This window comes from Pseudomonas palleroniana (assembly GCF_003031675.1).
In the GTDB taxonomy this organism is placed as follows: Bacteria; Pseudomonadota; Gammaproteobacteria; order Pseudomonadales; family Pseudomonadaceae; genus Aquipseudomonas; species Aquipseudomonas palleroniana.
In genome coordinates this window covers 26,720-52,622 of record NZ_PYWX01000082.1, presented here as the reverse complement: position 1 = coordinate 52,622, position 25,903 = coordinate 26,720, and the positions used below count along the sequence as shown (strand labels likewise).

Genomic DNA, 25,903 nt, shown 5'->3' with positions numbered 1-25,903 from the left:
GAAGACCGATTACCCATGTCTATTTCATCGCGCCTGTTACGCCTGTTGCTGGTTGGCCTGTGCAGCCTGGTGCTCGCCCCGCTCGCCAACGCCGAGGCGGCTAAACGCCTGCGCATCGGGATCACCCTGCACCCTTATTACAGCTACGTGACCAACATCGTCGGCGACAAGGCCGACGTGGTGCCATTGATCCCCGCCGGTTTCAACCCGCACGCCTACGAGCCACGCGCCGAAGACATCAAGCGCATCGGCACTCTGGACGTGATCGTGCTCAACGGCGTCGGCCATGACGATTTTGCCGACCGCATGATCGCCACCAGCGAGCGCCCGGACATCCCAGTGATCGAGGCCAACGCCAACGTGCCGTTGCTGGCCGCCACCGGTAACGCGGCCCGTGGCGCCGGCAAGGTGGTCAACCCGCACACCTTCTTGTCCATCAGCGCCTCGATTGCCCAGGTCAACAACATCGCCCGCGAACTGGGCAAACTCGACCCGGACAACGCCAAGACCTACACCCAGAACGCCCGTGCCTACGGCAAACGCCTGCGCCAGATGCGCGCCGACGCCCTGGCCAAGCTGACCCGCGCGCCCAACCCGGACCTGCGCGTGGCTACGGTGCACGCAGCCTATGACTACCTGTTGCGCGAATTCGGCCTGGAGGTCACCGCCGTGGTCGAACCGGCCCACGGCATCGAGCCCAGTCCCAGCCAGTTGAAAAAAACCATCGATGAACTGCGCGCCCTGGACGTGAAAGTGATCTTCTCGGAGATGGATTTCCCGTCCACCTACGTCGAGACCATCCAGCGCGAGTCCGGGGTCAAGCTGTACCCGCTGTCGCATATCTCTTATGGCGAATACACGCCTGAAAAGTACGAAGTGGAAATGGCCCGCAACCTCGACACCGTGGTGCGCGCCATTCAGGAGTCGGGCGCATGACGGCGGCGCAACCTCTGAAAGTGGCCAGCATCGGCCCGACCCTCGACTTCGACAAGGTGTCGTTGACCCTGGGCCGCACGACGATTCTTGACGGCGTGAGCTTCCAGGTCCAGCCCGGCAGCATTCATGCGTTGGTCGGCCCCAACGGCGGTGGCAAAAGTTCGTTGATCAAGACCCTGCTGGGGCAAACCCCGCACCAGGGCCAATTGCGTCTGCACTGGCCGAACACGCCCGGCACCATCGGCTATGTGCCCCAGGCCCTGGAGTTCGACCGGGGCTTGCCGATGACCGTCGATGATTTCATGGCTGCCATGTGCCAGCGGCGCCCGGCATTTCTCGGCCTGTCCAGGCATTACGCCGGCGCGATAGGCGAAGCGCTGGAGCGGGTGGGCATGCAGGACAAACGCAAACGACGCATGGGCGCACTCTCCGGTGGTGAGCGCCAACGGGTACTGCTGGCCCAGGGGCTGATCCCGGCACCGCAACTGCTGGTTCTGGACGAGCCGATGTCAGCCCTTGATGAAGCCGGTATCCAGGTGTTCGAACGCCTGCTCAACGACTGGCGCCTGAGCGGCCTCACCGTGTTATGGATCGAACATGACCTGCAAGCCGTGAGCCGCCTGGCCGACCGCGTCACCGGCCTCAACCGTCGGGTGCTGTTTGATGCCACGCCCAAGGAGGCGCTGACCCCGGAGCGCCTGTTGAGCCTGTTCTCCACCCACCCGCGGAGCCCGGTGCCATGAGTTATGAAGCCTTTCGCTTGATGGTCCAGGGCTGGGCCTCTTCCGGCTATCTTCCGGAGGCACTGGCCTACGGTTTTGTGGTCAACGCGCTGCTCGCCGGTTTGCTCATTGGCCCGGTGCTGGGCGGCCTGGGCACGCTGGTGGTGGTCAAACGCTTTGCGTTTTTCTCCGAAGCCGTCGGCCACGCCGCGCTGACCGGCGTGGCCGTGGGCATCCTGCTCGGTGAGCCCTACACCGGCCCTTATGGCGCGCTGTTCGGCTACTGCCTGCTGTTCGGCATCCTGCTCAACTACCTGCGCAACCGCACGGGCCTCGCGCCGGATACCTTGATCGGGGTGTTTCTCTCGGTGTCGCTGGCGTTGGGTGCGAGCCTGCTGCTGATCCTGGCGGGCAAGATCAACGTGCACATTCTGGAGAACGTACTGTTCGGCTCGGTGCTGACCGTCAATGGCAATGATCTGCTGGTGCTGGCAGTCGTCGGCGCACTGGTCATGGCCCTGGCCTTGCCGTTGTACAACCGCATCATGCTGGCCAGCTTCAACCCGCAGCTGGCGGCGGTACGCGGGGTGGCGGTGAAGACCCTGGATTATCTGTTCGTGATCCTGGTCACGCTGATCACCGTAGCGGCGGTCAAGGTCATCGGCGCGATCCTGGTGGGCGCGCTGTTGGTAATTCCGGCCGCAGCGGCGCGCCTGCTGAGCCAGTCGCTCAAAGGGTTCTTCTGGGTCTCGGTGGCGATCGCCACGGTGAGCACCCTGTGCGGCATCCTGTTGCCGATCATCTTCGACCTGCCCATCCCGTCCGGTGCCGCGATCATTCTGACGGCCGGCATCGCCTTTGCCTTTGCCGCCATCGCGCGCGGCACAGTGCCCAGCCTCAAAGGGAATCTTGGATAATGCACCCTGCCTTTCGCCCGCTGAGCCTGGCCATTGCTTGTTTGCTGAGCACCTCGGCAATGGCCGCCGTCGACGGTTTCGACCCCAGTCACTTCAAGGTCAACCAGGGCCTCGGCCATGCCGCCCTGACCCAACCCCAGACGCCGGTCAAAGTCCTGGCCTCACTGCCGATCACCTACGGTTTGGCCGAGGTGCTGCTCAAAGGTACCGACGTGACACTCGAGCGAGCCGCCCCGGCCAACCTGCCGGGCTCGCGACAAGTGGCGTATTTCACCGGTCGCGGCGCGCAGGCTTTGAATGCCCTGGCGCAGGACGCCGACGCTGCCATCGGCTTGCGCTCACTGTGGGCGGATGATCCGCTCTACCCCGTGGCGCGACGCAGCAATATCCGTATCGTCGAAGTGGACGCTGCACGCCCGGTGGACGGTGGTTTGCCAGGCATTGCCCTACAGCCAGGCGCTACCGATGGCCTGAACAGCCAGCCGTGGCAATCGAGCAACAATATGGGACGCATGGCCGACGTGATGGCCGCCGACCTGAGCCGCCTGGCACCGGCCGCCAAGCCGACCATCGACGCCAACCTCGCCGCCCTCAAGCAGCGCCTGCTCAGGCTCACCGCCGACAGCGAGGCCAGATTGGCCAAGGCGGATAACTTGAGCGTGGCCAGCTTGAGTGATCATTTCGGCTACCTGGTCAGCAGCCTGAACCTGGAAGTGCTCAACACCGATGCACGGCCTGATGCAGAGTGGACACCCGAGGCATTGCAGCAACTCACTGCCGACTTGAAGGGCAACGATGTGGCGGTGGTACTGCATCACCGTCAGCCGAGCGAAGCCGTACAAACAGCCGTGACGGCAGGGGGTGCGCAATTGCTGGTATTGAAGGTCGACGGGGCGGACCCGGTGACTGAGCTGGAAGGCAATGTGGATCAAGTGATCAAGGCACTTGCACCCTAGCAAGCCCGCTCACTACCGTTAAACCACATCCACGCCCACATGGATCGCATCGTGCCGCCAGAACTCCAGGTCGCAGTCGATCAACCGCTGATGCTGGTCATAATTGACCCGGGCAATCCGCAGGCCCGGGCTACCGACCGACACGCGCAACGCGGCGGCGGCTTCCACCGGCAAGGAGGTCGGTACGATCTCGAAGCGAACGCGGCCGTAATGCAGGTCGTACTTGCGTGCGTACAGCTCGGTCATTGACTGGTTCAGGTCGCACGCCAGGATCCCCGGGAAGTATTGCGGGTTCAGGTAGTGCTCCACATACAACACCAGACGCCCATCAATGCGCCGGCCCCGGCAAATCTGAATCACGCTGGACAGCGCCGGCAACTGCAACCACGCACACACGGCTGCAGAGGCCGGTTGCAGGCGCGCAGAAATCACTTCGGTCGACGCCACCCGCCCCTGGTCGCTGACCATCGCGTGAAAGTGACTGCGCTGCATCAGGTTGTAGGCCAGCCGCGGCGGCGAGACAAACCAGCCACGGCGCTCCTCACGATAGATCTGGCCCTGGGCTTCCAGTTGTAACAAGGCTTCCCGCACGGTAATGCGGGTGGTACCAAACAACTCGCTGAGCTTGCGCTCGGCGGGCAATTTACTCGCAGGCGCCAACAGGCCATGGTCGATCTGCTCTTGCAGCGCCAGGCCGATGGATGTCACCGCCTTGATTGCCTCATCACGCATCAACGTTACCTATCTGGACTAGACCAGCACCGTTCAGGTGCATAAACCGCGCTGTATTCGGGCTTCCACTGCTGCCTGCCAGCGTAGGCACTACAGATGACCGGCAGATGACAACCCGTGCCGCCGCCCTGCTCCACACCCTGCAATACATCGGCCAAGTCCAGGGCCTGCGGGCACTTGAGCATGGTCTACGCTGAGTCTGAAGTGAGCGACATCGAGGATGTAAAAACGACATCGACATGAAACTGTCATCCAGTACGCCTAGATTGGCTCAGGTATTGCTGACCTAGACCAACACCACCGCAAACGTCGATAAAAAACGCAGCGTTGAAAACGCCCAAAGGAGCTTCGGATGAAACAGCTTTTCCTGGCATCACTGTTAGGCTCGACCATTGCCATGTGCACCGCCGCCATGGCCGCTGATACCGATTTGAAAACCTTGGAAGCCGCCGCGAAAGCGGAAGGCGCCGTCAACAGCGTCGGCATGCCCGATGACTGGGCCAACTGGAAAGGCACCTGGGATGACCTGGCCAAGACCTACGGCCTCAAGCACATCGATACCGACATGAGCTCGGCCCAGGAAATCGCCAAGTTCGCCGCCGAAAAAGACAACGCCAGCGCCGATATCGGTGACGTCGGCGCCGCCTTCGGCCCGATCGCGGTCAAACAGGGTGTGACCCAACCCTACAAACCGAGCACCTGGGCACAGGTCCCGGATTGGGCCAAAGACAAAGACGGCAACTGGGCCCTGGCCTACACCGGCACCATCGCCTTCATCGTCAATAAAAAGCTGCTGCACGGTTCCGAAGCCCCTAAAAGCTGGGCTGACCTGAAGACCGGTAAATACAAGGTTTCCATTGGTGACGTCAGCACCGCCGCCCAGGCCGCCAACGGCGTACTGGCTGCCGCCCTGGCCAACGGTGGCGACGAGAAAAACATCCAGCCGGCACTGCTGATGTTTGCGGAAATCGCCAAGCAAGGCCGCCTGTCGCTGGCCAACCCGACCATCGCCACCATGGAAAAAGGCGAAGTGGAAGTGGGCGTGGTCTGGGACTTCAACGGCCTGAGCTACAAGGCCAAGATGGCCAACCCGGATGATTACGTGGTGCTGATCCCATCGGATGGTTCGGTGATTTCCGGCTACACCACCATCATCAACAAATACGCCAAGCACCCGAACGCCGCCAAACTGACTCGCGAATACATCTTCAGCGATGCCGGCCAGACCAACCTGGCACGCGGTAACGCACGTCCGATCCGTGCCGAGCACCTGACCCTGCCTGCCGAGGTTCAGGCCAAGTTGCTGCCGAACGAGCAGTACAAAAAAGTCACGCCGATCAAAGATGCCGAAGCCTGGGAGAAAACCTCCAAGGCACTGCCGCAGAAGTGGCAGGAAGAAGTCATCATCAATATGCAGTAAGGCTTCAACCCACATTGGATGGAGATCCAATGTGGGTGCGAGCTTGTGTGGGAGGGGGCTTGCTCCCGATAGCGGTGTGTCATTCAACACATACATTGGCTGATCCTGCGCTATCGGGAGCCAGCCCCCTATCACAAAAATCGAGTCAAGCCCAACTGTTGCGGAGCCTCTCCCCCTATGAAGCACAACGTCATCCTTGTGGTGCTCGACGGCCTGAACTACGAGGTCGCCCGACATGCCATGGGGCATCTGCAGGCCTACATCGGCGCAGGACGCGCAGCGCTTTACAAACTGGAATGTGAATTACCGTCGCTCTCGCGGCCGCTGTATGAGTGCATCCTCACCGGTGTCCCTCCGATCGACAGCGGCATCGTGCACAACAACGTTTCACGCCTGTCCAATCAACGCAGCATTTTCCATTACGCCACCGACGCCGGGCTGACCACTGCGGCGGCGGCTTACCATTGGGTCAGCGAGTTGTATAACCGCACGCCCTTCATTGCCTCCCGTGATCGTCATACCGACGACCAGGCGCTGGCGATCCAGCACGGGCATTTCTACTGGAATGACCACTACCCCGATTCCCACCTGTTTGCCGACGCAGAAAGCCTGCGCTGCAAGCACACACCGGACTTCCTGCTGGTGCACCCGATGAACATAGATGACGCCGGCCACAAGCATGGCCTCGACAGCGCGCCGTACCGCAACAGCGCACGCTCGGCCGACATCATCCTCGCCGACTACCTGCAGGGCTGGCTCGACGCCGACTGCCAGGTGCTGGTGACCGCCGACCATGGCATGAACAACGATCGCTCCCACAATGGCCTGCTGCCGGAAGAACGGGAAGTGCCGCTGTTCGTACTGGGCTCGGCCTTCAACTTGAGTGCCACGGCAAGCCCCAAGCAAACCGAACTGTGCTGCACCGTCTGCGAACTGCTCGGTGTGCCCCACGACAAACCTGTCTGCCGGGAGCTGTTGAAGTGAACGCCATAACCCGTGGCAAATGGCTGGCGATCCTGTGCCTGGTACCGTTTGCGCTGTTCTTCATCGTGTTTGAGATCGCCCCGCTGGTGTGGGTCATGGTCAATAGCCTGCAATCGGAGGAGTTCGGCTGGGGCCTGGCCAACTTCACCAAGATCTTCAGTTCAAAGTTCTACCTGCAGGCTATCCAGTACAGCCTGGAGATCAGCTTCTACTCCAGCGTGTTCGGCATCATCATTTCGGTGCTCGGCAGCTATTCGTTGCGCCGCGTGGACTCGCCCCTGCGCAACTTCGTGACGGCGTTCGCCAATATGACCAGCAACTTTGCCGGCGTGCCCCTGGCGTTCGCATTCATCATCCTGCTGGGCTTCAACGGCAGCATCACGATCATGCTCAAGCAGGCCGGGATCATTCAGGACTTCAACCTGTATTCCAAGACCGGCCTGATCATTCTCTACACCTACTTCCAGATTCCACTGGGCGTGCTGCTGCTCTACCCGGCCTTCGACGCATTGCGTGAAGACTGGCGCGAATCGGCTTCGCTGCTCGGCGCCAGCGGCTGGCAGTTCTGGCGGCATATCGGCCTGCCGGTGCTCACCCCGGCGCTGCTCGGCACCTTCGTGATCCTGCTGGCCAATGCCCTCGGCGCCTATGCCACGGTGTACGCACTGACCACCGGCAACTTCAACGTGCTGCCGATTCGTATCGCGGCGATGGTCTCCGGCGACATCTCCCTGGACCCGAACATGGCCAGCGCCCTGGCCGTGGTACTGGTGGCGCTGATGACCGTCGTCACCGTGGTCCATCAACTGCTGCTCAAGAGGAGCTACCATGTCTCGCGCTGAAGCCGGCCCGGCCTCCCTCTACCATCGGGTCGTGGTGTACCTGCTGTTTGCGATCCTGGTGCTGCCTTTGGTAGGCACCTTTGTCTACTCCATCGCCAGCAGTTGGTCGGCGACGGTCCTGCCCGCCGGGTTTACCGTGAAATGGTACGTGCAACTGTGGAGCGACCCACGCTTCCTGGCGGCCTTCGGCCAGTCGTTGGTGGTGTGCGTGGGCGCGCTGATCCTGTCGGTGGTGCTGATTCTGCCGCTGCTGTTCGTGGTGCATTACCACTTCCCCAAGCTCGACGCCTTGATGAATATCCTGATCCTGCTGCCCTTCGCGGTACCGCCGGTGGTGTCGTCGGTAGGTCTGCTGCAACTCTACGGCTCGGGGCCGCTGGCGATGGTGGGCACGCCGTGGATTCTGATCGGTTGCTACTTCACCGTGGCGTTGCCGTTCATGTATCGGGCAATCACCAACAACCTGCAGGCCATCAACCTGCGCGACCTGATGGACGCGTCCCAACTGCTCGGCGCCAGCACCTGGCAGGCGGCGATCCTGGTGGTGCTGCCAAACCTGCGCAAGGGTCTGATGGTTGCGCTGCTGCTGTCGTTCTCGTTCCTGTTCGGTGAGTTCGTGTTCGCCAACATCCTGGTGGGTACCCGCTACGAGACCCTGCAGGTGTACCTGAACAACATGCGCAACAGCAGCGGCCACTTCACCAGCGCCGTCGTCATTTCCTATTTCTTCTTTGTGCTGGTGCTGACCTGGGCCGCCAATATCTTGAACAAGGACAAAAGCCAATGAGCTTCGTCAGCGTCCAACATCTGCAAAAAGGCTACGCAGGCACCCCGGTGTTCAGCGACATCAACTGCGAGATCGCCAAGGGCGAGTTCGTCACCCTGCTCGGCCCGTCCGGTTGCGGCAAGTCGACCTTGCTGCGCTGCATCGCCGGGCTGACCTCGGTCGACAGTGGGAAAATCCTGCTGGACGGGCAGGACATCGTTCCGCTGAGCCCGCAGAAACGCAATATCGGCATGGTGTTCCAAAGCTATGCGCTGTTCCCCAACATGACCGTGGAGCAAAACGTCGCCTTCGGCTTGCGCATGCAAAAGGTCAACGCCGATGACAGCCACAAGCGCGTGCAGGAAGTGCTGCAGCTGGTGGAGCTCAAGGATCTGGCCGGCCGCTACCCGCACCAGATGTCCGGCGGGCAATGCCAGCGCGTGGCTCTGGCGCGTTCCCTGGTGACCCGCCCGCGCCTGTTGCTGCTGGATGAGCCGCTGTCGGCACTGGATGCGCGGATTCGCAAGCACCTGCGCGAGCAGATCCGCCAGATCCAGCGTGAACTGGGCCTGACCACGATCTTTGTGACCCATGACCAGGAAGAAGCGCTGACCATGTCCGACCGCATCTTCCTGATGAACCAGGGCAAGATCGTGCAAAGCGGCGACGCCGAAACCCTCTACACCGCGCCGGTGGACGTATTCGCCGCCGGTTTTATCGGCAACTACAACCTGCTCGACGCCGACAAGGCCAGCCAGTTGCTGCAACGCCCGATCAGCGGGCGCATCGCGATTCGCCCCGAAGCCATCGAACTGAGCCGCAGCGGCGAGCTGGACGCAATGGTGCGCAGCCACAGCCTGTTGGGTAACGTGATTCGCTACCGCATTGAAGCGCGCGGCGTGGAGCTGGTGGTGGACGTACTCAACCGCTCGGCCGACGACCTGCACCCGGATGGGCAGCGCCTGGCACTTTCCATCGACCCCAGTGCATTGTGTGAAGTAGCCTGATGCAACGATTGACTTGAGAGAGCGTAACGGATGGCATTGGTAATTTTTGATCTGGACGACACCTTGATCCACGGTGACTGCGCCACCCTGTGGAGCGAACAGATGGGCCGGCTGGGCTGGGTCGACCCTGATTCGTTCATGCGCAGGAACAACGATCTGATGGACGCCTACAGCCAAGGCAAGCTGCGCATGGAAGACTTCATGGATTTCAGCCTGGAGCCGATGATCGGCCGCACGCCGGAAGAAATCGAGCATCTGGTGGAGCCGTGGGTTGAAGATGTGATCGAACCGCTGATCTACAGCGATGCCACTCAGACCATCGCCCGCCACCGTGTAAAGGGCGACCGGATCCTGGTGATTTCCGCGTCGGGCACCCACCTGGTGAAGCCGATTGCGGCACGCATCGGTATCGACGAAGTGCTGGGCATCGAACTGGACATCAAGCATGGCGTGTACAGCGGCCAGACCGTGGGGGTACTGACGTATCGCGAAGGCAAGATCACCCGTTTGCTGGAGTGGCTGGAACAGGAAGGTGAAACACTGGAGGGTGCGTACTTCTACTCGGATTCGCGCAATGACCTGCCGCTGTTGAACAAAGTCGAGTTCCCACAGGCGGTGAACCCAGACCCGGTGCTGCGGGCCCATGCCGAACAGGCCGGCTGGCCGATCCATCATTGGGTCTGACACTGCCTCGGGAATTGTAATCCCAGTCAACATGTGGGAGGGGGCTTGCTCCCGATGGCGGGCATCAGATGAAACATTCTTCACTGAGACACCGCCATCGGGAGCAAGCCCCCCTCCCACATGGCGGGTCGCATTCCAACCCCAACCCGGTTTTAGTCAAACCCGAGATAAAGGCTCAAAACTGTCGCGATTCAGACTCACAGAGGCGAACTTGACCTACGTTACAGGTAGGACTGGAATCCTCTAACCAATCCGTATGATCTCCAACGCCTTGCAATGCTTTCAGAGTGCCTCCATAGTGACTCCGGACTGAGCCCGTAGCAGTAGCGCCGGGCTTTTTGCATTATGCGACCGGACCATATGGAACCGGCTCCCTCAAAGACGGCCTAATATGCGTTATCAATTGCCCCCGCGTCGAATCAGCATGAAGCATTTGTTCCCCAGCACCGCCCTCGCTTTTTTCATTGGTCTCGGCTTCGCGTCGATGTCGACCAATACGTTCGCAGCCAACAGCTGGGACAACCTTCAGCCTGATCGCGATGAGGTGATTGCCAGCCTTAACGTCGTCGAGTTGCTCAAGCGCCATCACTACAGCAAGCCGCCATTGGACGATGCTCGCTCGGTGATCATCTACGACAGCTACCTCAAGCTGCTGGATCCCTCGCGCAGCTACTTCCTGGCCAGCGATATCGCTGAGTTCGACAAGTGGAAGACGCAGTTCGACGACTTCCTCAAGAGCGGCGACCTGCAGCCCGGCTTTACCATCTACAAGCGCTACCTGGACCGCGTCAAAGCGCGTCTGGACTTCGCGTTGGCAGAGTTGAACAAGGGCGTCGACAAGCTTGATTTCACCCAGAAGGAAACCCTTCTGGTGGATCGCAAGGACGCGCCCTGGCTGACCAGCACCGCCGCCCTCGACGACCTGTGGCGCAAACGCGTCAAGGACGAAGTGCTGCGCTTGAAGATCGCCGGCAAAGAGCCCAAGGCCATTCAAGAGCTGTTGACCAAGCGCTACAAGAATCAGCTGGCACGTCTGGATCAGACCCGCGCCGAAGATATCTTCCAGGCCTACATCAACACCTTTGCGATGTCCTACGACCCGCACACCAATTATCTGTCGCCGGATAACGCAGAAAACTTTGATATCAACATGAGTCTGTCGCTGGAAGGCATCGGTGCCGTCCTGCAAAGCGACAATGACCAGGTCAAGATTGTGCGTCTGGTACCGGCGGGCCCGGCAGACAAGACCAAGCAAGTCGCTCCGGCCGACAAGATCATCGGTGTGGCCCAGGCCGACAAAGAGATGGTCGATGTGGTCGGCTGGCGCCTGGACGAAGTGGTGAAGCTGATCCGTGGGCCGAAAGGCAGCGTGGTGCGTCTGGAAGTGATTCCGCACACCAATGCACCGAACGACCAGACCAGCAAGATCGTGTCGATCACCCGCGAGGCGGTGAAGCTCGAAGACCAGGCGGTGCAGAAGAAAATCCTCAAGCTCAAGCAGGATGGCAAGGATTACAAGCTGGGTGTGATTGAAATCCCGGCCTTCTACCTCGACTTCAAAGCCTTCCGAGCCGGCGACCCGGACTACAAGAGCACCACCCGCGACGTTAAGAAAATCCTGACAGAACTGCAGAAAGAGAAAGTCGACGGCGTGGTCATCGACCTGCGCAACAACGGCGGCGGCTCTCTGCAGGAAGCGACCGAGCTGACCAGCCTGTTCATCGACAAAGGCCCGACCGTGTTGGTACGCAACGCCGATGGCCGTGTCGATGTGCTGGAAGACGAGAACCCGGGGGCCTTCTACAAAGGGCCGATGGCGTTGCTGGTCAACCGTCTTTCGGCCTCGGCTTCGGAGATTTTCGCCGGTGCCATGCAGGACTATCACCGTGCGCTGATCATCGGCGGCCAGACCTTCGGCAAGGGCACCGTGCAGACCATTCAACCGCTGAACCATGGCGAGCTCAAGCTGACGCTGGCCAAGTTCTACCGGGTTTCCGGGCAGAGCACCCAGCATCAGGGCGTGCTGCCGGATATCGACTTCCCGTCGATCATCGACACCAAGGAAATCGGCGAGAGCGCCCTGCCCGAAGCGATGCCGTGGGACACCATCCGCCCGGCCATCAAGCCGGCGTCGGACCCGTTCAAACCGTACCTGGCGCAGTTGAAGGCCGACCATGACGCTCGCTCCGCCAAGGATGCCGAGTTCGTGTTCATCCGCGACAAACTGGCCCTGGCCAAGAAGCTGATGGAAGAAAAAACCGTCAGCCTCAATGAAGCGGACCGCCGTGCGCAGCACACCGACATCGAAAATCAGCAACTTGTGCTGGAAAACATCCGCCGCAAGGCCAAGGGCGAAGACCCGCTCAAGGAACTGAAGAAAGAAGATGAAGATGCGCTGCCGGCCGAGGCGGAAAAAACCAAGCCGGAAGACGACGCTTACCTGGCCGAGACCGGCCGGGTCCTGCTGGACTACCTCAAGCTCAGCAAACAGGTGGCCAAACAGTAAATGATGGCGATTTAATGTTGAACACCCTACGGAGTGTCATCATATAGACATTATTCTGTCGTGAAATGAAGGACCGCAGGCTCCATGCCTGCGGTCCTTTTTTTTCGATCGAGATCGCCATGACCATGACCGAACAGCTGAATGCATTGGGCTCTATTCTCGCTCATGGCAGTTTGCACAGCCTGTTCCAACCGATCATCTGCCTGTCCGAGCGACGCATCCTCGGCTATGAAGCCCTCAGCCGCGGCCCCTCCAATAGCCCGCTGCACTCCCCCGTCGCCCTGTTCTCGGTGGCTAGCCAAACGGGGCGACTCAGTGAGCTGGAAATGGCCTGCCGCGAAAGTGCATGTCGACGCTTCAGCGAGCAGAAGCTGCCGGGCAAGCTGTTCCTGAATATCTCGCCGGAATCCCTGATGGAGACCGCGCACCAGCCAGGCCGTACCCTGCAACTGCTGCGCGATTTCGGCATTCCACCCAGCCAGGTGGTCATCGAGCTGACCGAACAGACACCCACCGACGATTTCGCACTCCTGCAAACCGCCCTGCACCATTACCGCGACATGGGCTTTGCCATTGCCCTGGATGACTTGGGCGCCGGGTATTCCAGCCTGCGCCTGTGGTCGGAACTGCGCCCGGACTACGTGAAGATCGACCGACACTTTATCGACGGTATTCACCAGGACGCACTCAAGCGCGAATTCGTCGGCTCTATCCTGCAAATCGCCAGGGCGTCCCATGCCCAGGTCATTGCCGAGGGCATCGAACTGCCTGGAGAACTCGCGGTATTGACGGAGATGGGCGTCGACCTGGTCCAGGGCTATCTGCTCTGCCGGCCCCAGGAACATCCGCCGCAAGAAGCACACTTGATGCTGCCCAAGCAAGACAGTGCCAGCACCGCCCTCAGCGAAGAAGGCAGCGACCTCAGCGCCCTGCTCAACGAACAACCTGCGGTGGACCAAGACACCGCCACCGCCCAGGTGCTGGAGTCGTTTCGCCGCCAGGCCAACCTGAACTCGCTGGCCGTACTGGACCGGCGTGGCCACCCGGTCGGCATTGTGCATCGACACTCGTTGTCCGATGCGCTGCTCAAGCCTTTCGCCACCGATCTGTTCGCGCGCAAGCCCATCAGCCGCTTGATGAGCGATGACTTTCTGGCCGTGGAGTTGAGCCAGTCGCTTCAGCAAGTCAGCCGCCTGTTGACCAGCCGCGCACGGCAGCGCATCGAAGAAGATTTCATCATCACCCTCAATGGGGACTACTTGGGCCTGGGCCGGGTGATCGATGTGCTCAAGCTGATCACCGAGCTGAAAATCCAGCAGGCACGCTACGCCAATCCGCTGACTCTGCTACCGGGCAACGTGCCCATCCAGCAGTGCCTGACGCGGTTGCTGCAGCAACAACGTGAGTCGGTGATTTGCTACGTGGATATCGACAGTTTCAAGCCGTTCAATGATATCTACGGCTACGGACGTGGAGATGAGGTACTGCTATGCCTGGCGCAATGCCTGAACGACCGGATCGACCCCAGCCGAGACTTTGTCGGGCATATTGGCGGTGATGATTTTTTGCTGGTGCTCGGCCCGCAGGATTGGCGCAAGCGGCTCAACCAATTGCTGGATGATTTCCACACCCAATGCCGACGCTTCTATCGCGCCGAACACTTGGAGGCCGGCTGTTTCGTGGCGTTGAACCGCCAGGGCATACGTCAGGAGTTTGCGCTGCTGTCGCTATCCATTGGCGTGGTGCATCTCTATCCACAGGCCTGTGGACAACTGGATGCCAGCCAGTTGGCGGAGCTGGCCTCCCAGGCCAAACACCATGCCAAGAATGTGGCCGGTTACAGCATCCATGTCATCGACAGCGTGGAGACGCTGCCCCAGGCGCTTTAAGCCTCGGCGGATTCCGGGTACTCGTATTCGAATACCCGCACCACTTCCGAGGCATGCCAGGAGGCAGCGGCCACGCCATCGGATGGCCCACTGAAGCGCCCCAGGCGCTCTACACACTCAAAGAAACCGGTACGTGGCAGGCGGCTGGCGCCCTGGCTGATCACCAGGGAACTGCGCAACGGCTGCTCGGCCTTGGCATCCAGCGCCGCCAGGTGTTCGAGAGCGGCAGCCAGGGTTTGCATGGCAGGGGTTGGAAACTGCAGGCGCTCCAGCAACGCGCGGTAGGTCAGCAAATGGCGCTGGCGGCGCGCCTGGTCCAACTCGTTGAGTAATCCATCCCAGTGTTGACGACTGATACGTAGGCTCAAGATTCATCCCTCCAACCTGCAACGCCCAATTCCCAGGCCAGGCTGCGGCGGATAGCGGCATCCGGCTGGCGCTCACCACTTTCAATCAATCCAAGATACGAGGGGCTGATCCCCACGGTACGGGCCAGGGCTTCGATGGCCAGGCCCTTGCCTTCACGCAAGCCGCGCAGTTCGGCGAGCGGACGCAAAGCCTGATCAGGCGTGGCCTGGGTGGCAGAAGATGGAGTCGGTGCGGGTTGTTGCTGGCCGGCAGCTTTAAGCAGCGCCTGGTACTGGTCCCATGGCAACACCGCGTATTCGGGTTCGCCATCGCGTGAAATGATCTGAATATCCATGACTGCCCCGTAGGATAACAACACTTACTAAGTAAGTTCTTTCCTTAGAAGTGTAATCCTAACAGCCACAAAGGTCGCAGGGGGATATAAGCACCGTCAGTTTTTTTGCGGGTTTTCCTCGGCCAGCAGCGCAGGCGTCGCCGGCAGGCGCTCAACCACCGCCAGCTTTTCGGGGCGCTGGGCGTCACGCCAGGTGCGAAAGGCGCCCAGTTCGCCGTCCAGGGTCTTCATGAGCCATGCCAGCACGGCGATATCATCCAGCATACCGAATACGGGGATAAAATCCGGGATCGCGTCAATCGGACTCAGGAAGTACATCAGCCCCGCCACCACCGAGATGAGTGCCTTTGGGCTGATGGCGCGGTATTCGCCACGCCAGTAAGCCAGGCACAGGGCCTGTAGCAGCTTTAGATCATCCTTGAGCTTGCCCAGGCGATTGCCCTGGCTCGACCCCTTGGCCGCAACGGCAAACAGCAAGGTGGGCAAGCGGCCGCGGCCGAGCAGGCGCGCAGCCATGGGCAGGAAACGGGTGAAATTGAAGGGTGGTTTCATTCGTCACTCCAGTTCCAGACGACAGAAAAGGTTATCCACACAAATTGTGGATAACCTTGTGAACAGAGCCTTTTTTCATGGCTGAAACCCTCTGTTTACAAGGCTTTCAGTTAGATCGGGCGTTTTTTGCGCACATTAAAAAAACCCAAGATTTCATTGACTTGACGTTGATGTGCGGCTACCCATGCTTGAGTCTTAGTTCAGACTGCGCGGCACAACGGACGTTCGATCAGATTCACTGCACGAACGGAGGGTTGGCGTTTCGCCAATATGCAGAAACAACAACGCCCCGTCAAAACGGGGCGTTGTGTGTTCAAGCGCCGATTACTTCTTGGCGGCTGGTGCAGCAGGTGCTTCAGGGGCGTCAGCCTTGGCCGGGTCCTTGATACCCAGCAGTTCCAGGTCGAATACCAGCACGGAGTTGGCCGGAATCGCCGGGCTCGGGCTTTGTGCGCCGTAGGCCAGGTCCGAAGGGATGTACAACTCGACCTTCTCACCCACGTGCATCAGTTGCAGGCCTTCGACCCAACCCGGGATCACGCCGCTGACCGGCAGGTCAATCGGGCTGCCGCGATCTACGGAGCTGTCGAAGGTGGTGCCATTGGTGAGCTTACCGGTGTAGTGAACAGTCACTACGTCGGTCGGCTTGGGCTGAGCGCCGTCGGCCTTCTTCAGGATCTTGTACTGCAGACCGGAAGCGGTCGTGACCACACCTTCTTTCTTGCCGTTTTCTTCGAGGAATTTCTTGCCGGCAACTGCCGACTCTTCACTCATTTTGGTCATACGTTCTTCAGCACGTTTTTGCAGTGCGGCAAACGCTTCGACCAGTTCGTCATCTTTCAGCTTCTGTTCTTTCTTGCCGACGGCATCTTCGATACCTTGGGCTACCGCTTTGGAGTCCAGGTCATCCATGCCTTCTTGAGCAAGGCTTTTGCCCATGTTCAGGCCGATGCCGTAGGAAGCTTTCTGCGCCGGGGTTTTCAGCTCTACGCTGGTCTGCGAATCACAACCCGCAAGTACCAGGCTAACCAGGGCCACCGCCGCCGCCAACCGATGCTGTTTCATGCTATTTCCTTGTTCATGCGCCAAAAGGGCAATCGAATTAAAGTCGCGAGCTTATCAGGCGGCCACGACCAATGGCTACCGGCATCTGAGCGGGAAACTTCTGATAAGTTCACGTGTTTAAAAGCATTTTCATTCATCATGGGGGTCCGCGAAGGATCGCGGGACCACCTGTAACCGCGCTCATGGCCACTTGCCGCCCCCGTGGGGTGATGGCATAAGAGCGCTACCCCTCGACAAGGATAGTTATCTTGCGCATTTTTTCCCGTGTTTTACTCCTGATACTCCTGGCATTGGGCCTGCTCCTGGCCGTGGTGCTCTATTACACCGTCAACCCCAGACTGCCGGACTACGTGCCCGTGCAGCAGGTGCATTACCAGGATCAATGGAGTGCCGCCGACCGTCAGACCTACTACTTCACGCCCCAGGGCACCCAGGTAAAGGGCCTGCATTACAACTGGTTCACAGCCCTGGAACTGCCCTTCTCGGAGCAGCGCTTTGCCACGCCCGAATACTTGGCACGCTTCGGTTTCCTGGTCGATCCCAAGCAGGTGCCCACCACGCAAAACCCTGGCAACCTGCCCGTGGGGTTCGCCCGGCATCAGAACGCCGACAGCAAAGTGGAGTATCTGGATATCACCTGCGCCGCCTGCCACACCGGCGAACTGCACTTCAAAGGCCAGGCCCTGCGCGTAGACGGTGGCTCGGCTCAACATGTGCTGCCTTCCAGCGTGCCCACCTTGCGTGGCGGCAGTTTCGGCCAGGCCCTGGTGGCCAGCCTTGCCGCCACGTATTACAACCCCTGGAAGTTCGAGCGCTTTGCCCGGGAAGTGCTCGGTTTCGATTACGACGACAACAACAAGAAACAACTGCGCGCGGACTTCAAGCAGTCCCTGGACCAGTTCCTCAAAGTCGCCTGGAACGACACCCACCGTGGCCTCTATCCCACCGAAGAAGGTCCTGGCCGCACCGATGCATTTGGCCGTATTGCCAATGCCAGTTTCGGCGACGCGATTTCACCGGACAATTACCGCATCGCCAACGCCCCCGTGGACTACCCCCATCTGTGGGATATCTGGACCTTCGATTGGGTGCAATGGAACGGCTCAGCCCAGCAACCCATGGCGCGCAATATCGGCGAAGCCCTCGGCGTCGGCGCCACTCTGAATTTCTTCGACAACGCCGGCCAGCCGCTGCAGGGAGACGCCCGCTACCCTTCCAGCGTGCGCGTGCGTGACCTGAACCTGATTGAAGAAACCCTGCAACACCTCAAGCCGCCGACCTGGCCGGAAGACCTGTTCGGTGCCATCGACAAACCCCTCGCCGCCCAGGGCCGCGCCCTGTTCGCCGAGAACTGCGCTGGTTGCCATGTGCCCGCCGTCAGCCAGGAAACGGGACGCCCGGTGCAGCAACTGAAAATGCTCCCGGTCGAATACATCGGCACCGACCCAACCGCCGCAAGCAACATCGCCGACCACCGTTATGACCTGAGCGCCCTGCAATGGGACCCGGCGGAACTGGCCAAGCTCGATGTCCAGTTGCACCCGACCCCGACCGAACCGATGGACTTGAAAAAGATGTCCGTGGCCCAGGGCCTGGCCTACGTCACCGCCTTCGTCGAAGAGCACGCCTACCGCGCTGCCGGTGTGACCCCGGCCGAACGCCCGGGCCTGGACGGCTTCGGCCTGCCTATCGGTGTGCGCGAACTGCGCGCCTACAAGGCACGCCCGCTGGCCGGCGTCTGGGCAACCCCGCCGTTCCTGCACAACGGCTCGGTGCCGACGATCTATCAATTGCTTTCGCCCCAGGACGAGCGCAGCACCACGTTCTATAAAGGCACCTTCAACTACGACCCGCGCCACCTGGGCTTTGAAACCGCTGCATTCAAGAACGCCTTCCTGTTCGATACCAAAATCACCGGCAACCACAACAGCGGCCATGAATTCCGCGCCGGTCAACGCGGCAACGGCGTGATCGGCCGTAGCCTGCAGCCACAAGAACGCTGGGCGCTGCTGGAATACCTCAAAGTGCTGGGCGGCCCGCTGGAGCAACAATTGCCATGATGATTCGATCCCAATACAACGAACGCTCGCTGCTCGCACGTCTCTGGCTGCGCCTGGGCCGGTTTCTCGGCAAAACCCTGTTGTGGCTGATCGGCCTGGGCGTGCTCGGCTGGCTGGGAGCCACTGCCTGGTTCGCCTGGCAGCACAGTGGCCCGGTGTCGCCGAACGAGCAGATCCCGGCCGGTGAAGCGGCCATGACCCAGGGCATCATCCAGACGGCGGTACGGATTGTCGACCAACACCGCGAAGGCACGCGCTATCTGCGTGATGCCCACGCCAAGGCCCATGGCTGCGTGAAGGCCGAAGTCAGCGTACTGGCGGACCTCGACCCCGCCTTGCGCCAAGGTGTGTTCGCCGAGCCGGGCAAGACCTGGCAGGCGCAGATGCGGCTGTCCAACGGCAATGCCTACCCACAGTTCGACAGCATTCGCGATGCTCGGGGCATGGCGCTCAAGCTGCTGGATGTACCGGGCAAACAATTGATGGCGGACCAGCAAGCACGCACGGAACAAGACTTCGTGATGTTCAGCCACCCAAATTTCTTTGTCAGTGATGTGGCGGAATACGCGCAGAACATCGGCGCCCAGGCCGACGGCAAAAAGGTCCTGGCGTTCTTCCCCAAAGCCGACCCTCGCAGTTGGCAGGTACGCCATCTGTTTATCGCCCTGGCGACCTTGGCGCCGGCACCGGCGAGCCCGACGCAGGCGACCTACTTTTCAGTTTCACCGTACAAATTCGGCGCGGCCAATGCCAAATTCCGCGTCGCCCCCGACCCACAAAGCTGCCCGGAGTATGTGCTCCCCAAACAGAACCAGGACCTGCCGAATTTCCTGCGCAGCGCCTTGAACCAGCAACTGTCTACCGACCGTGTACCAGCCTGTTTTGTATTGCAGATTCAGCGGCAGAACCCGCAGAAATTCATGCCGATCGAAGACACCAGCATCGAATGGAAGGAAAGCGATGCGCCCTATGAAACCGTGGCCAAGGTGCGGATTCCCGCGCAGGACTTTGACACACCGGCCTTGAACCTGGCCTGTGACAACCAGTCGTTCAACCCGTGGTTCGGGCTGGAGGCGCACCGGCCGATCGGGGGAATCAACCGCTTGCGCAAGGCGGTGTACGAGGCGGTCAGTGACTATCGGCATAGCCGCAACTTGTAATGTTGTCCGTGTCCCTATCCGTTATCGAGGTAACGGACAGGGACACGGTAACCCGCAAAGAATCCGTATAGATCGCCTGCTCGGCATAACGATTACGTCACCCCTATTGAGCAACCCACCCCACAGACTCTACCGTCACCTCCTACCCCTCAACCCGTAGGAAGTCATCGTGGAAAGCTCAACTTTAGGTATGGTCGTCCTCTCAATGATCGCGCTCTTCGGCACCGCCGCATTTTGCTTTGAACTGCTTGCCACTCGCGGCGAGAAGAAAAAGAAAGCCAAATAAGCTGATCGTAGAAATCAGCCGCCGCCCTCACTCTTGATGGGTGGTGAACAGGCGTTCAGCGGCAAAATCCACGAACGCACGGATTTTCGGCGAGAGATGACGACTGGAGGGCCACAGCGCCCAGAACTGGCCCTGGTCATTGGAATGCCCGTTCAGCACGGTCTCCAACTGCCCCCTGGCCAACGCCTCCCGGGCCAGGAAATCCGGCATATAGGCGATACCATGGCCGTCGATGGCGGCCATGAGCATGGCTTCCATGTTGTTCAAGGTCATCGCGGTGGGCAGGCGCAACTGGGTGATCGCCGGATTGGCGGACAACGTCCACTCCATTATTTTACCGGTAGTGGCAAACCGATAACGCAGGCAGGGGTGGTGCTCAAGGTCAGTGAGCGTTTCGGGCCGGCCGTGGGTTCGCAAGTACTCGGGCGATGCACACATGACAAAGCGGAACGGCCCCAGCCGACGCGCCATTAATGTCGAGTCGACCAAGTCTCCGCTACGAATCACTACGTCGAGGCCTTCTTCAATCACGTCCACCAGATGATCGTTGAAATCCAGCTCCAACTCGATTTCCGGGTAGGCCTCCCGGAACGCGACCATATGCGCCAGGAGAAAGCGATAACCGATGGTGGGCAGGCTGACCCGTAACTTGCCACGCGGCGCCTGGATGGCATGGGAGAGCATGGCGCGGGCGTCTTGCAAATCATCGAGGATTTTCCGGCAGCGCTCATAAAACAATTGCCCCTCGACGGTAAGGCTGACTTTACGGGTGCTGCGATGCAACAGCCGCACATTGAGCTCAGCCTCAAGCTTGGCGACGTTTTTGCCTACGGCGGAGGCGGAAACTCCCAAAACTCGCGCCGCGCCAATGAAGCTCAGAGCCTGTGCAGTCTTCACGAAGGCGATCACACCACTAAGGTTATCGGTCACAGCATTGCATCCTTTTGTTCCGCTATGAGTGGAATTCCTGCCTGTTTATCATGAATTACATCCTGATTAGAGTCTTCATCTTTATAGACCAACGGGAATTTCCATGAACACACCCTCCACTGCGGCTCAGGGCGGCTATGCCATCCTGATCGCGATCTGCCTGGCCGCTCTGGTTTTACCCATGAGCTTCACCGGAGGCGCCGTGGCGACGCCGTCTATTGGAATAGCGTTCGCTGCCCATCCCACACAAATGGCCTGGATAACCAATGCGTTCATGCTCAGCTTCGGCAGCTTGCTGATGGCGGCGGGTACACTCGCCGACCTTTATGGGCGCAAGCGCCTGTTCTTGTGGGGAATGGCGCTGTTTGCAACGACCTCCCTGCTGCTGGCCGTGGCGCCGGATATTTTCTGGTTGGACGTATTACGCGGCGTGCAGGGTGTCGCGGCGGCTATCGCCTTGGCCAGCGGCAGTGCGGCGTTGGCGCAGGAATTTGACGGGCATGCCAGGACGCGCGCTTTCAGCCTGTTGGGTACCACTTTCGGCGCGGGCCTGGCCTTTGGCCCGCTGATCTCGGGTGTGCTGATCACACAGTGGGGCTGGCGCGCGATTTTTATAGCCACGGCCATGCTGGCGGGGCTCTCGCTGCTGTTCGCCGCACCCAAAATGCGTGAAAGCCGCGACCCGCAAGCACGCCGCCTGGACTTGGCCGGCATCCTGATGTTTTCGGCCATGCTGGTGAGCCTGACCACAGCGGTAATCCTGGCGCCGCACCAAGGCTGGACCTCAACGACGACGCTAGCCCTGCTCACAGCGGCGGTGATGTTCTTACTGATGTTTATCCTCGTTGAAAACCGCGCAAGCCAACCGATGCTGGATCTGCGGCTGTTTCGCTTTGCGCGCTTCATTGGCGTGCAGTTGCTACCGATAGGCACCTGTTACTGCTACATCGTACTGGTGGTATTGCTGCCACTGAGGTTTATCGGTGTCGAAGGCGCCAGTGCATTTGAGGCAGGCCTGATGATGCTGGCGCTGTCGGCGCCGATGCTGGTAGTGCCCATGATCGCTGCGATGCTGACGCGCTGGCTGCCGGCTGGAATGCTGTGTGCGATTGGTTTTTTGATCGCCGCAGCGGGCTTGTATGGGTTGAGCCTGGGAACGCCCGGTCATCCACTGCAGACCGTCGTTGCCATGCTGGTGATTGGCATCGGTACTGGCCTGCCATGGGGCCTGATGGATGGCCTGGCGATCAGTGTGGTGCCAAAGGAACGGGCGGGGATGGCGGCGGGCATCTTCAATACAACCCGGGTGGCCAGTGAGGGTGTCGCATTGGCTATCGTCTTGGCGGCGTTGAGCACGCTGGTCGCGCATCATCTGAATGCCATGGCTGCGCAGGACGCTTCAGTGGTAGCCCAACAGTTGGTCATGGGCGATACGCTGCACGCCAGTGCGAACATTCCATTGGCGTTGCTACGTACGGCCTACCTGGAAAGCTTCGACACGTTGCTGCAATGGCTGGCGGCACTCACCCTGCTCACGGCAATGGTCGTTTTCGTGTTCCTGGGCCGCCGGGATATCGCGCCGATTGCGGCGAAGCAAGCCATTAAGTCGTTGAGCTGAATGACAGGCAAAAAAAAGCCCGCTCAATGAGCGGGCTTCTTGTGGCGACCTGGCGTTCAGTGTTCCAGGTTACCGAATATGGCGCAGCGGACGGGACTCGAACCCGCGACCCCCGGCGTGACAGGCCGGTATTCTAACCGACTGAACTACCGCTGCGCGTAACACATGAAGCGAATGGTGGGTGATGACGGGATCGAACCGCCGACCCTCTGCTTGTAAGGCAGATGCTCTCCCAGCTGAGCTAATCACCCTTCGTTTCGGTGTGGGCGCATCATACACCAAAAAATCGTAATGTCTTGATTTAAATGCAATTTATTTAAAAAAAGTTTATCCCACGATTTTTTGCCATATTTCGGGCAGAAAAAAGCCCGCTCGATGAGCGGGCTTTTCTGGTGACCTGGCGTTCAGTGTTCCAGGTTACCGAATATGGCGCAGCGGACGGGACTCGAACCCGCGACCCCCGGCGTGACAGGCCGGTATTCTAACCGACTGAACTACCGCTGCGCGTAACACATGAAGCGAATGGTGGGTGATGACGGGATCGAACCGCCGACCCTCTGCTTGTAAGGCAGATGCTCTCCCAGCTGAGCTAATCACCCTTCGTTTCGGTGTGGCGCGCATTCTACGGAGCGACCCAAGGTCTGGCAAGCACTTTCTTAAATCTTTTTTTTGAGCCCTTCCAATGGCTTAGGCAGGGTTGGCCTGGGACGCTATCAAGAGAATAATGCCCCCCTTTGTATAAAGGAGAGACTCACCCCATGTGGTTCAAGAACCTGCTTATCTATCGCCTGACCCAAGATCTGCCTGTTGATGCCGAGGCGTTGGAAGCGGCCATGGCCACCAAACTGGCGCGCCCTTGTGCAAGCCAGGAGTTGACCACCTACGGTTTCGTCGCGCCTTTCGGTAAAGGTGAAGACGCTCCCCTGGTACACATCAGCGGTGACTTCCTGCTGATCGCCGCGCGCAAGGAAGAACGCATCCTGCCGGGTAGCGTGGTACGCGACGCACTCAAAGAGAAAGTCGAAGAGATCGAGGCCGAGCAAATGCGCAAGGTCTACAAGAAGGAACGCGACCAGATCAAGGATGAAATCATCCAGGCCTTCCTGCCACGCGCGTTTATCCGTCGCTCGTCGACGTTCGCCGCCATCGCGCCGAAACAGGGCCTGATCCTGGTGAACTCGGCAAGCCCGAAACGTGCCGAAGACCTGCTGTCGACCCTGCGTGAAGTGATCGGCACCCTGCCGGTACGTCCGCTGACGGTGAAAACCGCACCAACTGCAATCATGACCGATTGGGTCACCACCCAGAAACCGGCCGATGACTTCTTCGTCCTCGACGAATGCGAACTGCGTGACACCCACGAAGACGGTGGCATCGTGCGCTGCAAACGCCAGGACCTGACCAGCGAAGAAATCCAGCTGCACCTGAGCACCGGCAAAGTCGTGACCCAATTGGCCCTGGCGTGGCAGGACAAGCTGTCCTTCATGCTCGACGACAAGATGACGGTCAAGCGCCTGAAGTTCGAAGACCTGCTGCAAGACCAGGCAGAACAGGACGGGGGCGACGAGGCCCTGGGGCAACTGGACGCCAGCTTTACCCTGATGATGCTGACGTTTGGCGACTTCCTGCCGGCACTGGTTGAAGCGCTGGGCGGTGAAGAAACCCCGCAGGGCATTTAAGCCGTTTGACGATCAGAATGTGGGAGGCCCCTCCCACATTTGATTGCAGTGTCACGCCAAGCCTCTAATAACAAGGACATCCCCATGCGCGCACTCGCCGCCTTGAGCCGTTTCGTCGGCAATACCTTCGCTTACTGGGTGTTGTTGTTTGCCGTGCTCGCCTTCCTGGAGCCCAGCTGGTTCATCGGGCTGAAAGGCGCCATTGTCCCGCTGTTGGGCCTGGTGATGTTCGGTATGGGGCTGACCCTCAAACTTGAAGACTTCGCCGAGGTCGCACGTCATCCCTGGCGCGTGGCACTGGGCGTGGTTGCGCACTTTGTAATCATGCCGGGCGTGGCCTGGCTCTTGTGCCAGGCGTTCCACCTGCCGCCGGAGATAGCCGTCGGGGTGATCCTGGTCGGCTGCTGCCCAAGCGGCACGTCCTCCAACGTGATGACTTGGTTGGCCCGGGGCGATCTGGCGCTGTCAGTGGCCATCGCCGCCGTCACCACCCTCCTCGCCCCACTGCTCACTCCTGCGCTGATCTGGTTACTGGCCTCGGCCTGGTTGCCGGTGTCGTTCATGGAGTTGTTCTGGTCGATCCTGCAAGTGGTGCTGCTGCCCATCGTGCTTGGCGTGGTGGCGCAGCGCGTACTGGGCGAGCGGGTGCGCCATGCGGTCGAGGTGCTGCCGCTGGTGTCGGTGGTCAGCATCGTGATCATCGTCGCGGCAGTGGTTGCGGCGAGCCAGGCGAAGATCGCCGAGTCCGGCCTGCTGATCATGGCGGTGGTGATGTTGCACAACAGCTTCGGCTACTTGCTGGGTTACTTCACCGGCCGGTTGTTCAAACTGCCCTTGGCGCAGCGCAAATCGCTGGCGCTGGAAGTGGGCATGCAGAACTCCGGGCTGGGCGCTGCGCTGGCCAGTGCGCACTTTTCACCACTGGCGGCGGTGCCCAGTGCGCTGTTCAGCGTCTGGCACAATATCTCTGGAGCGTTGCTCTCGACCTATTTCCGTCGCATGAGCGAAAAGGCCGACCGCAGCGCATTGGAGACCCAACCGAAAACTTGATCGTCCGATCCGTTTTCGGCACTCTACCGAGCTTCGCGGGGACGACCTCGCGACGCTTTGCGGCGCTCAACCAGGGGACGACCCCACCAATAGATGGGAGGTCAGCATGTCCTGGATCATTTTGTTTTTTGCGGGTTTGTTCGAAGTCGGCTGGGCTGTCGGTTTGAAGTACACCGATGGTTTCAGCAAACCGCTACCCACCGCCTTGACGATTGCCGCGATGGCCTTAAGCCTCGGCTTGCTCGGGCTGGCCATGAAGGAGCTGCCATTGGGCACCGCCTATGCGGTCTGGACCGGCGTGGGAGCTGTGGGTACGGTGATCGCCGGGATCATCCTGTTTGGTGAATCCATGGCGCTGTTTCGGCTGGCCAGTGTGGCGCTGATCATTTGCGGGCTCGTTGGGCTCAAGATCAGCACTTAGGCCACTGCCGCCATCGGG

Annotated in this window: 24 protein-coding genes and 4 tRNA genes; 18 read left to right on the top strand and 10 right to left on the bottom strand. The window is 60.2% G+C overall.

The window, feature by feature from the left end; genetic code table 11:
• Window positions 1–15: 15 nt before the first annotated feature.
• Genes C9383_RS26380 through C9383_RS26365 form a run of 4 tightly spaced genes read left to right on the top strand, consistent with a single transcriptional unit; the run spans window position 16 to window position 3,531 of the window.
• Window positions 16–936: a metal ABC transporter substrate-binding protein gene (locus C9383_RS26380; RefSeq protein WP_090365861.1), complete on the top strand. Its 921-nt coding sequence runs from the start codon at window positions 16–18 to the stop codon at window positions 934–936.
• Window positions 933–1,679 carry a metal ABC transporter ATP-binding protein gene (locus C9383_RS26375; protein WP_090365862.1) on the top strand — a complete coding sequence of 249 codons (747 nt, stop codon included), beginning with the start codon at window positions 933–935 and terminating at the stop codon, window positions 1,677–1,679. The genes C9383_RS26380 and C9383_RS26375 overlap by 4 nt, the downstream gene beginning before the upstream one ends.
• Complete coding sequence (locus tag C9383_RS26370) at window positions 1,676–2,575, top strand: metal ABC transporter permease (protein WP_090365864.1); 900 nt, start codon at window positions 1,676–1,678, stop codon at window positions 2,573–2,575. The genes C9383_RS26375 and C9383_RS26370 overlap by 4 nt, the downstream gene beginning before the upstream one ends.
• Window positions 2,575–3,531, top strand: a complete 957-nt coding sequence (locus C9383_RS26365) for a metal ABC transporter substrate-binding protein (protein WP_090365865.1) — start codon at window positions 2,575–2,577, stop codon at window positions 3,529–3,531. Before C9383_RS26370 ends, C9383_RS26365 begins: the two co-directional genes overlap by 1 nt.
• An 18-nt stretch (window positions 3,532–3,549) precedes the next feature.
• On the opposite strand, the gene C9383_RS26360 is transcribed toward C9383_RS26365, so the two are convergent.
• Window positions 3,550–4,263 carry a UTRA domain-containing protein gene (locus tag C9383_RS26360; RefSeq protein ID WP_090365867.1) on the bottom strand — a complete coding sequence of 238 codons (714 nt, stop codon included), beginning with the start codon at window positions 4,261–4,263 and terminating at the stop codon, window positions 3,550–3,552.
• Window positions 4,264–4,615: 352 nt separating this feature from the next.
• On the opposite strand from C9383_RS26360, the gene C9383_RS26355 reads away from it, so the two are divergent.
• From C9383_RS26355 to C9383_RS26320, 8 genes are all read left to right on the top strand, one after another.
• Window positions 4,616–5,683, top strand: coding sequence for an ABC transporter substrate-binding protein (locus tag C9383_RS26355; protein WP_060756974.1), 1,068 nt, complete (start codon window positions 4,616–4,618; stop codon window positions 5,681–5,683).
• Window positions 5,684–5,860: 177 nt separating this feature from the next.
• The gene (locus tag C9383_RS26350; protein ID WP_090365868.1) at window positions 5,861–6,667 is read left to right on the top strand and encodes an alkaline phosphatase family protein; all 807 of its coding nucleotides are present in this window, start codon (window positions 5,861–5,863) and stop codon (window positions 6,665–6,667) included.
• Entirely contained in the window at window positions 6,664–7,509 is an 846-nt protein-coding gene (locus C9383_RS26345; RefSeq protein WP_090365870.1) for an ABC transporter permease, read from the top strand. Before C9383_RS26350 ends, C9383_RS26345 begins: the two co-directional genes overlap by 4 nt.
• Window positions 7,496–8,296 (top strand): ABC transporter permease, encoded by an 801-nt coding sequence (locus C9383_RS26340; protein WP_060756971.1) that lies wholly within the window; start codon window positions 7,496–7,498, stop codon window positions 8,294–8,296. The genes C9383_RS26345 and C9383_RS26340 overlap by 14 nt, the downstream gene beginning before the upstream one ends.
• Window positions 8,293–9,282, top strand: a complete 990-nt coding sequence (locus C9383_RS26335) for an ABC transporter ATP-binding protein (protein ID WP_090365872.1) — start codon at window positions 8,293–8,295, stop codon at window positions 9,280–9,282. Before C9383_RS26340 ends, C9383_RS26335 begins: the two co-directional genes overlap by 4 nt.
• A 30-nt stretch (window positions 9,283–9,312) precedes the next feature.
• A complete protein-coding gene (locus C9383_RS26330) occupies window positions 9,313–9,966 on the top strand; it encodes an HAD family hydrolase (protein ID WP_090365874.1) in 654 nt (217 codons plus the stop codon).
• A gap of 424 nt (window positions 9,967–10,390) precedes the next feature.
• Complete coding sequence (locus C9383_RS26325; protein ID WP_232966038.1) at window positions 10,391–12,472, top strand: carboxy terminal-processing peptidase; 2,082 nt, start codon at window positions 10,391–10,393, stop codon at window positions 12,470–12,472.
• Window positions 12,473–12,591: 119 nt separating this feature from the next.
• The gene (locus C9383_RS26320) at window positions 12,592–14,361 is read left to right on the top strand and encodes a bifunctional diguanylate cyclase/phosphodiesterase (protein WP_060756999.1); all 1,770 of its coding nucleotides are present in this window, start codon (window positions 12,592–12,594) and stop codon (window positions 14,359–14,361) included.
• Here C9383_RS26320 and C9383_RS26315 read toward each other — a convergent pair.
• The 4 genes from C9383_RS26315 to bamJ all read right to left on the bottom strand — a co-directional run bounded on the left by C9383_RS26315 (window position 14,358) and on the right by bamJ (window position 16,681).
• On the bottom strand, window positions 14,358–14,729 hold the full coding sequence (locus C9383_RS26315) for a hypothetical protein (protein WP_005786715.1): 372 nt from the start codon (window positions 14,727–14,729) through the stop codon (window positions 14,358–14,360). The two genes, C9383_RS26320 and C9383_RS26315, sit on opposite strands and share 4 nt — an antisense overlap.
• Complete coding sequence (locus C9383_RS26310; RefSeq protein WP_090365878.1) at window positions 14,726–15,064, bottom strand: helix-turn-helix domain-containing protein; 339 nt, start codon at window positions 15,062–15,064, stop codon at window positions 14,726–14,728. The genes C9383_RS26315 and C9383_RS26310 overlap by 4 nt, the downstream gene beginning before the upstream one ends.
• A 96-nt stretch (window positions 15,065–15,160) precedes the next feature.
• Window positions 15,161–15,616 carry a YkvA family protein gene (locus C9383_RS26305; protein ID WP_090365879.1) on the bottom strand — a complete coding sequence of 152 codons (456 nt, stop codon included), beginning with the start codon at window positions 15,614–15,616 and terminating at the stop codon, window positions 15,161–15,163.
• A gap of 324 nt (window positions 15,617–15,940) precedes the next feature.
• Complete coding sequence (gene bamJ, locus C9383_RS26300) at window positions 15,941–16,681, bottom strand: BamJ family beta-barrel-assembly machinery protein (RefSeq protein ID WP_060756966.1); 741 nt, start codon at window positions 16,679–16,681, stop codon at window positions 15,941–15,943.
• A gap of 248 nt (window positions 16,682–16,929) precedes the next feature.
• Between bamJ and C9383_RS26295 the strand changes: the two genes are divergently transcribed.
• Window positions 16,930–18,741 (top strand): di-heme-cytochrome C peroxidase, encoded by a 1,812-nt coding sequence (locus C9383_RS26295; protein WP_090365881.1) that lies wholly within the window; start codon window positions 16,930–16,932, stop codon window positions 18,739–18,741.
• Entirely contained in the window at window positions 18,738–19,901 is a 1,164-nt protein-coding gene (locus C9383_RS26290) for a catalase family protein (RefSeq protein WP_090365883.1), read from the top strand. Before C9383_RS26295 ends, C9383_RS26290 begins: the two co-directional genes overlap by 4 nt.
• Window positions 19,902–20,214: 313 nt before the next feature.
• On the opposite strand, the gene C9383_RS26285 is transcribed toward C9383_RS26290, so the two are convergent.
• The gene (locus tag C9383_RS26285) at window positions 20,215–21,117 is read right to left on the bottom strand and encodes a LysR family transcriptional regulator (protein ID WP_090365884.1); all 903 of its coding nucleotides are present in this window, start codon (window positions 21,115–21,117) and stop codon (window positions 20,215–20,217) included.
• Window positions 21,118–21,220: 103 nt separating this feature from the next.
• Between C9383_RS26285 and C9383_RS26280 the strand changes: the two genes are divergently transcribed.
• Window positions 21,221–22,735: an MFS transporter gene (locus C9383_RS26280; protein WP_090365886.1), complete on the top strand. Its 1,515-nt coding sequence runs from the start codon at window positions 21,221–21,223 to the stop codon at window positions 22,733–22,735.
• A gap of 79 nt (window positions 22,736–22,814) precedes the next feature.
• Here the strand turns inward: C9383_RS26280 and C9383_RS26275 are convergent.
• From C9383_RS26275 to C9383_RS26260, 4 genes are all read right to left on the bottom strand, one after another.
• Window positions 22,815–22,891 (bottom strand) — tRNA-Asp (locus tag C9383_RS26275).
• Between the two features lie 19 nt (window positions 22,892–22,910).
• A tRNA-Val gene (locus C9383_RS26270) sits at window positions 22,911–22,986 on the bottom strand.
• 176 nt (window positions 22,987–23,162) lie between these two features.
• Window positions 23,163–23,239 (bottom strand) — tRNA-Asp (locus C9383_RS26265).
• Between the two features lie 19 nt (window positions 23,240–23,258).
• Window positions 23,259–23,334, bottom strand: a tRNA-Val gene (locus C9383_RS26260).
• Window positions 23,335–23,493: 159 nt separating this feature from the next.
• Here C9383_RS26260 and rdgC point away from each other — a divergent pair.
• The 3 genes from rdgC to sugE all read left to right on the top strand — a co-directional run bounded on the left by rdgC (window position 23,494) and on the right by sugE (window position 25,885).
• Entirely contained in the window at window positions 23,494–24,414 is a 921-nt protein-coding gene (gene rdgC / locus C9383_RS26255; RefSeq protein WP_060756961.1) for a recombination-associated protein RdgC, read from the top strand.
• Window positions 24,415–24,498: 84 nt separating this feature from the next.
• Window positions 24,499–25,464 (top strand): bile acid:sodium symporter family protein, encoded by a 966-nt coding sequence (locus tag C9383_RS26250; protein WP_090365887.1) that lies wholly within the window; start codon window positions 24,499–24,501, stop codon window positions 25,462–25,464.
• Between the two features lie 106 nt (window positions 25,465–25,570).
• Window positions 25,571–25,885 carry a quaternary ammonium compound efflux SMR transporter SugE gene (gene sugE / locus C9383_RS26245; protein ID WP_090365889.1) on the top strand — a complete coding sequence of 105 codons (315 nt, stop codon included), beginning with the start codon at window positions 25,571–25,573 and terminating at the stop codon, window positions 25,883–25,885.
• Window positions 25,886–25,903: the final 18 nt, after the last annotated feature.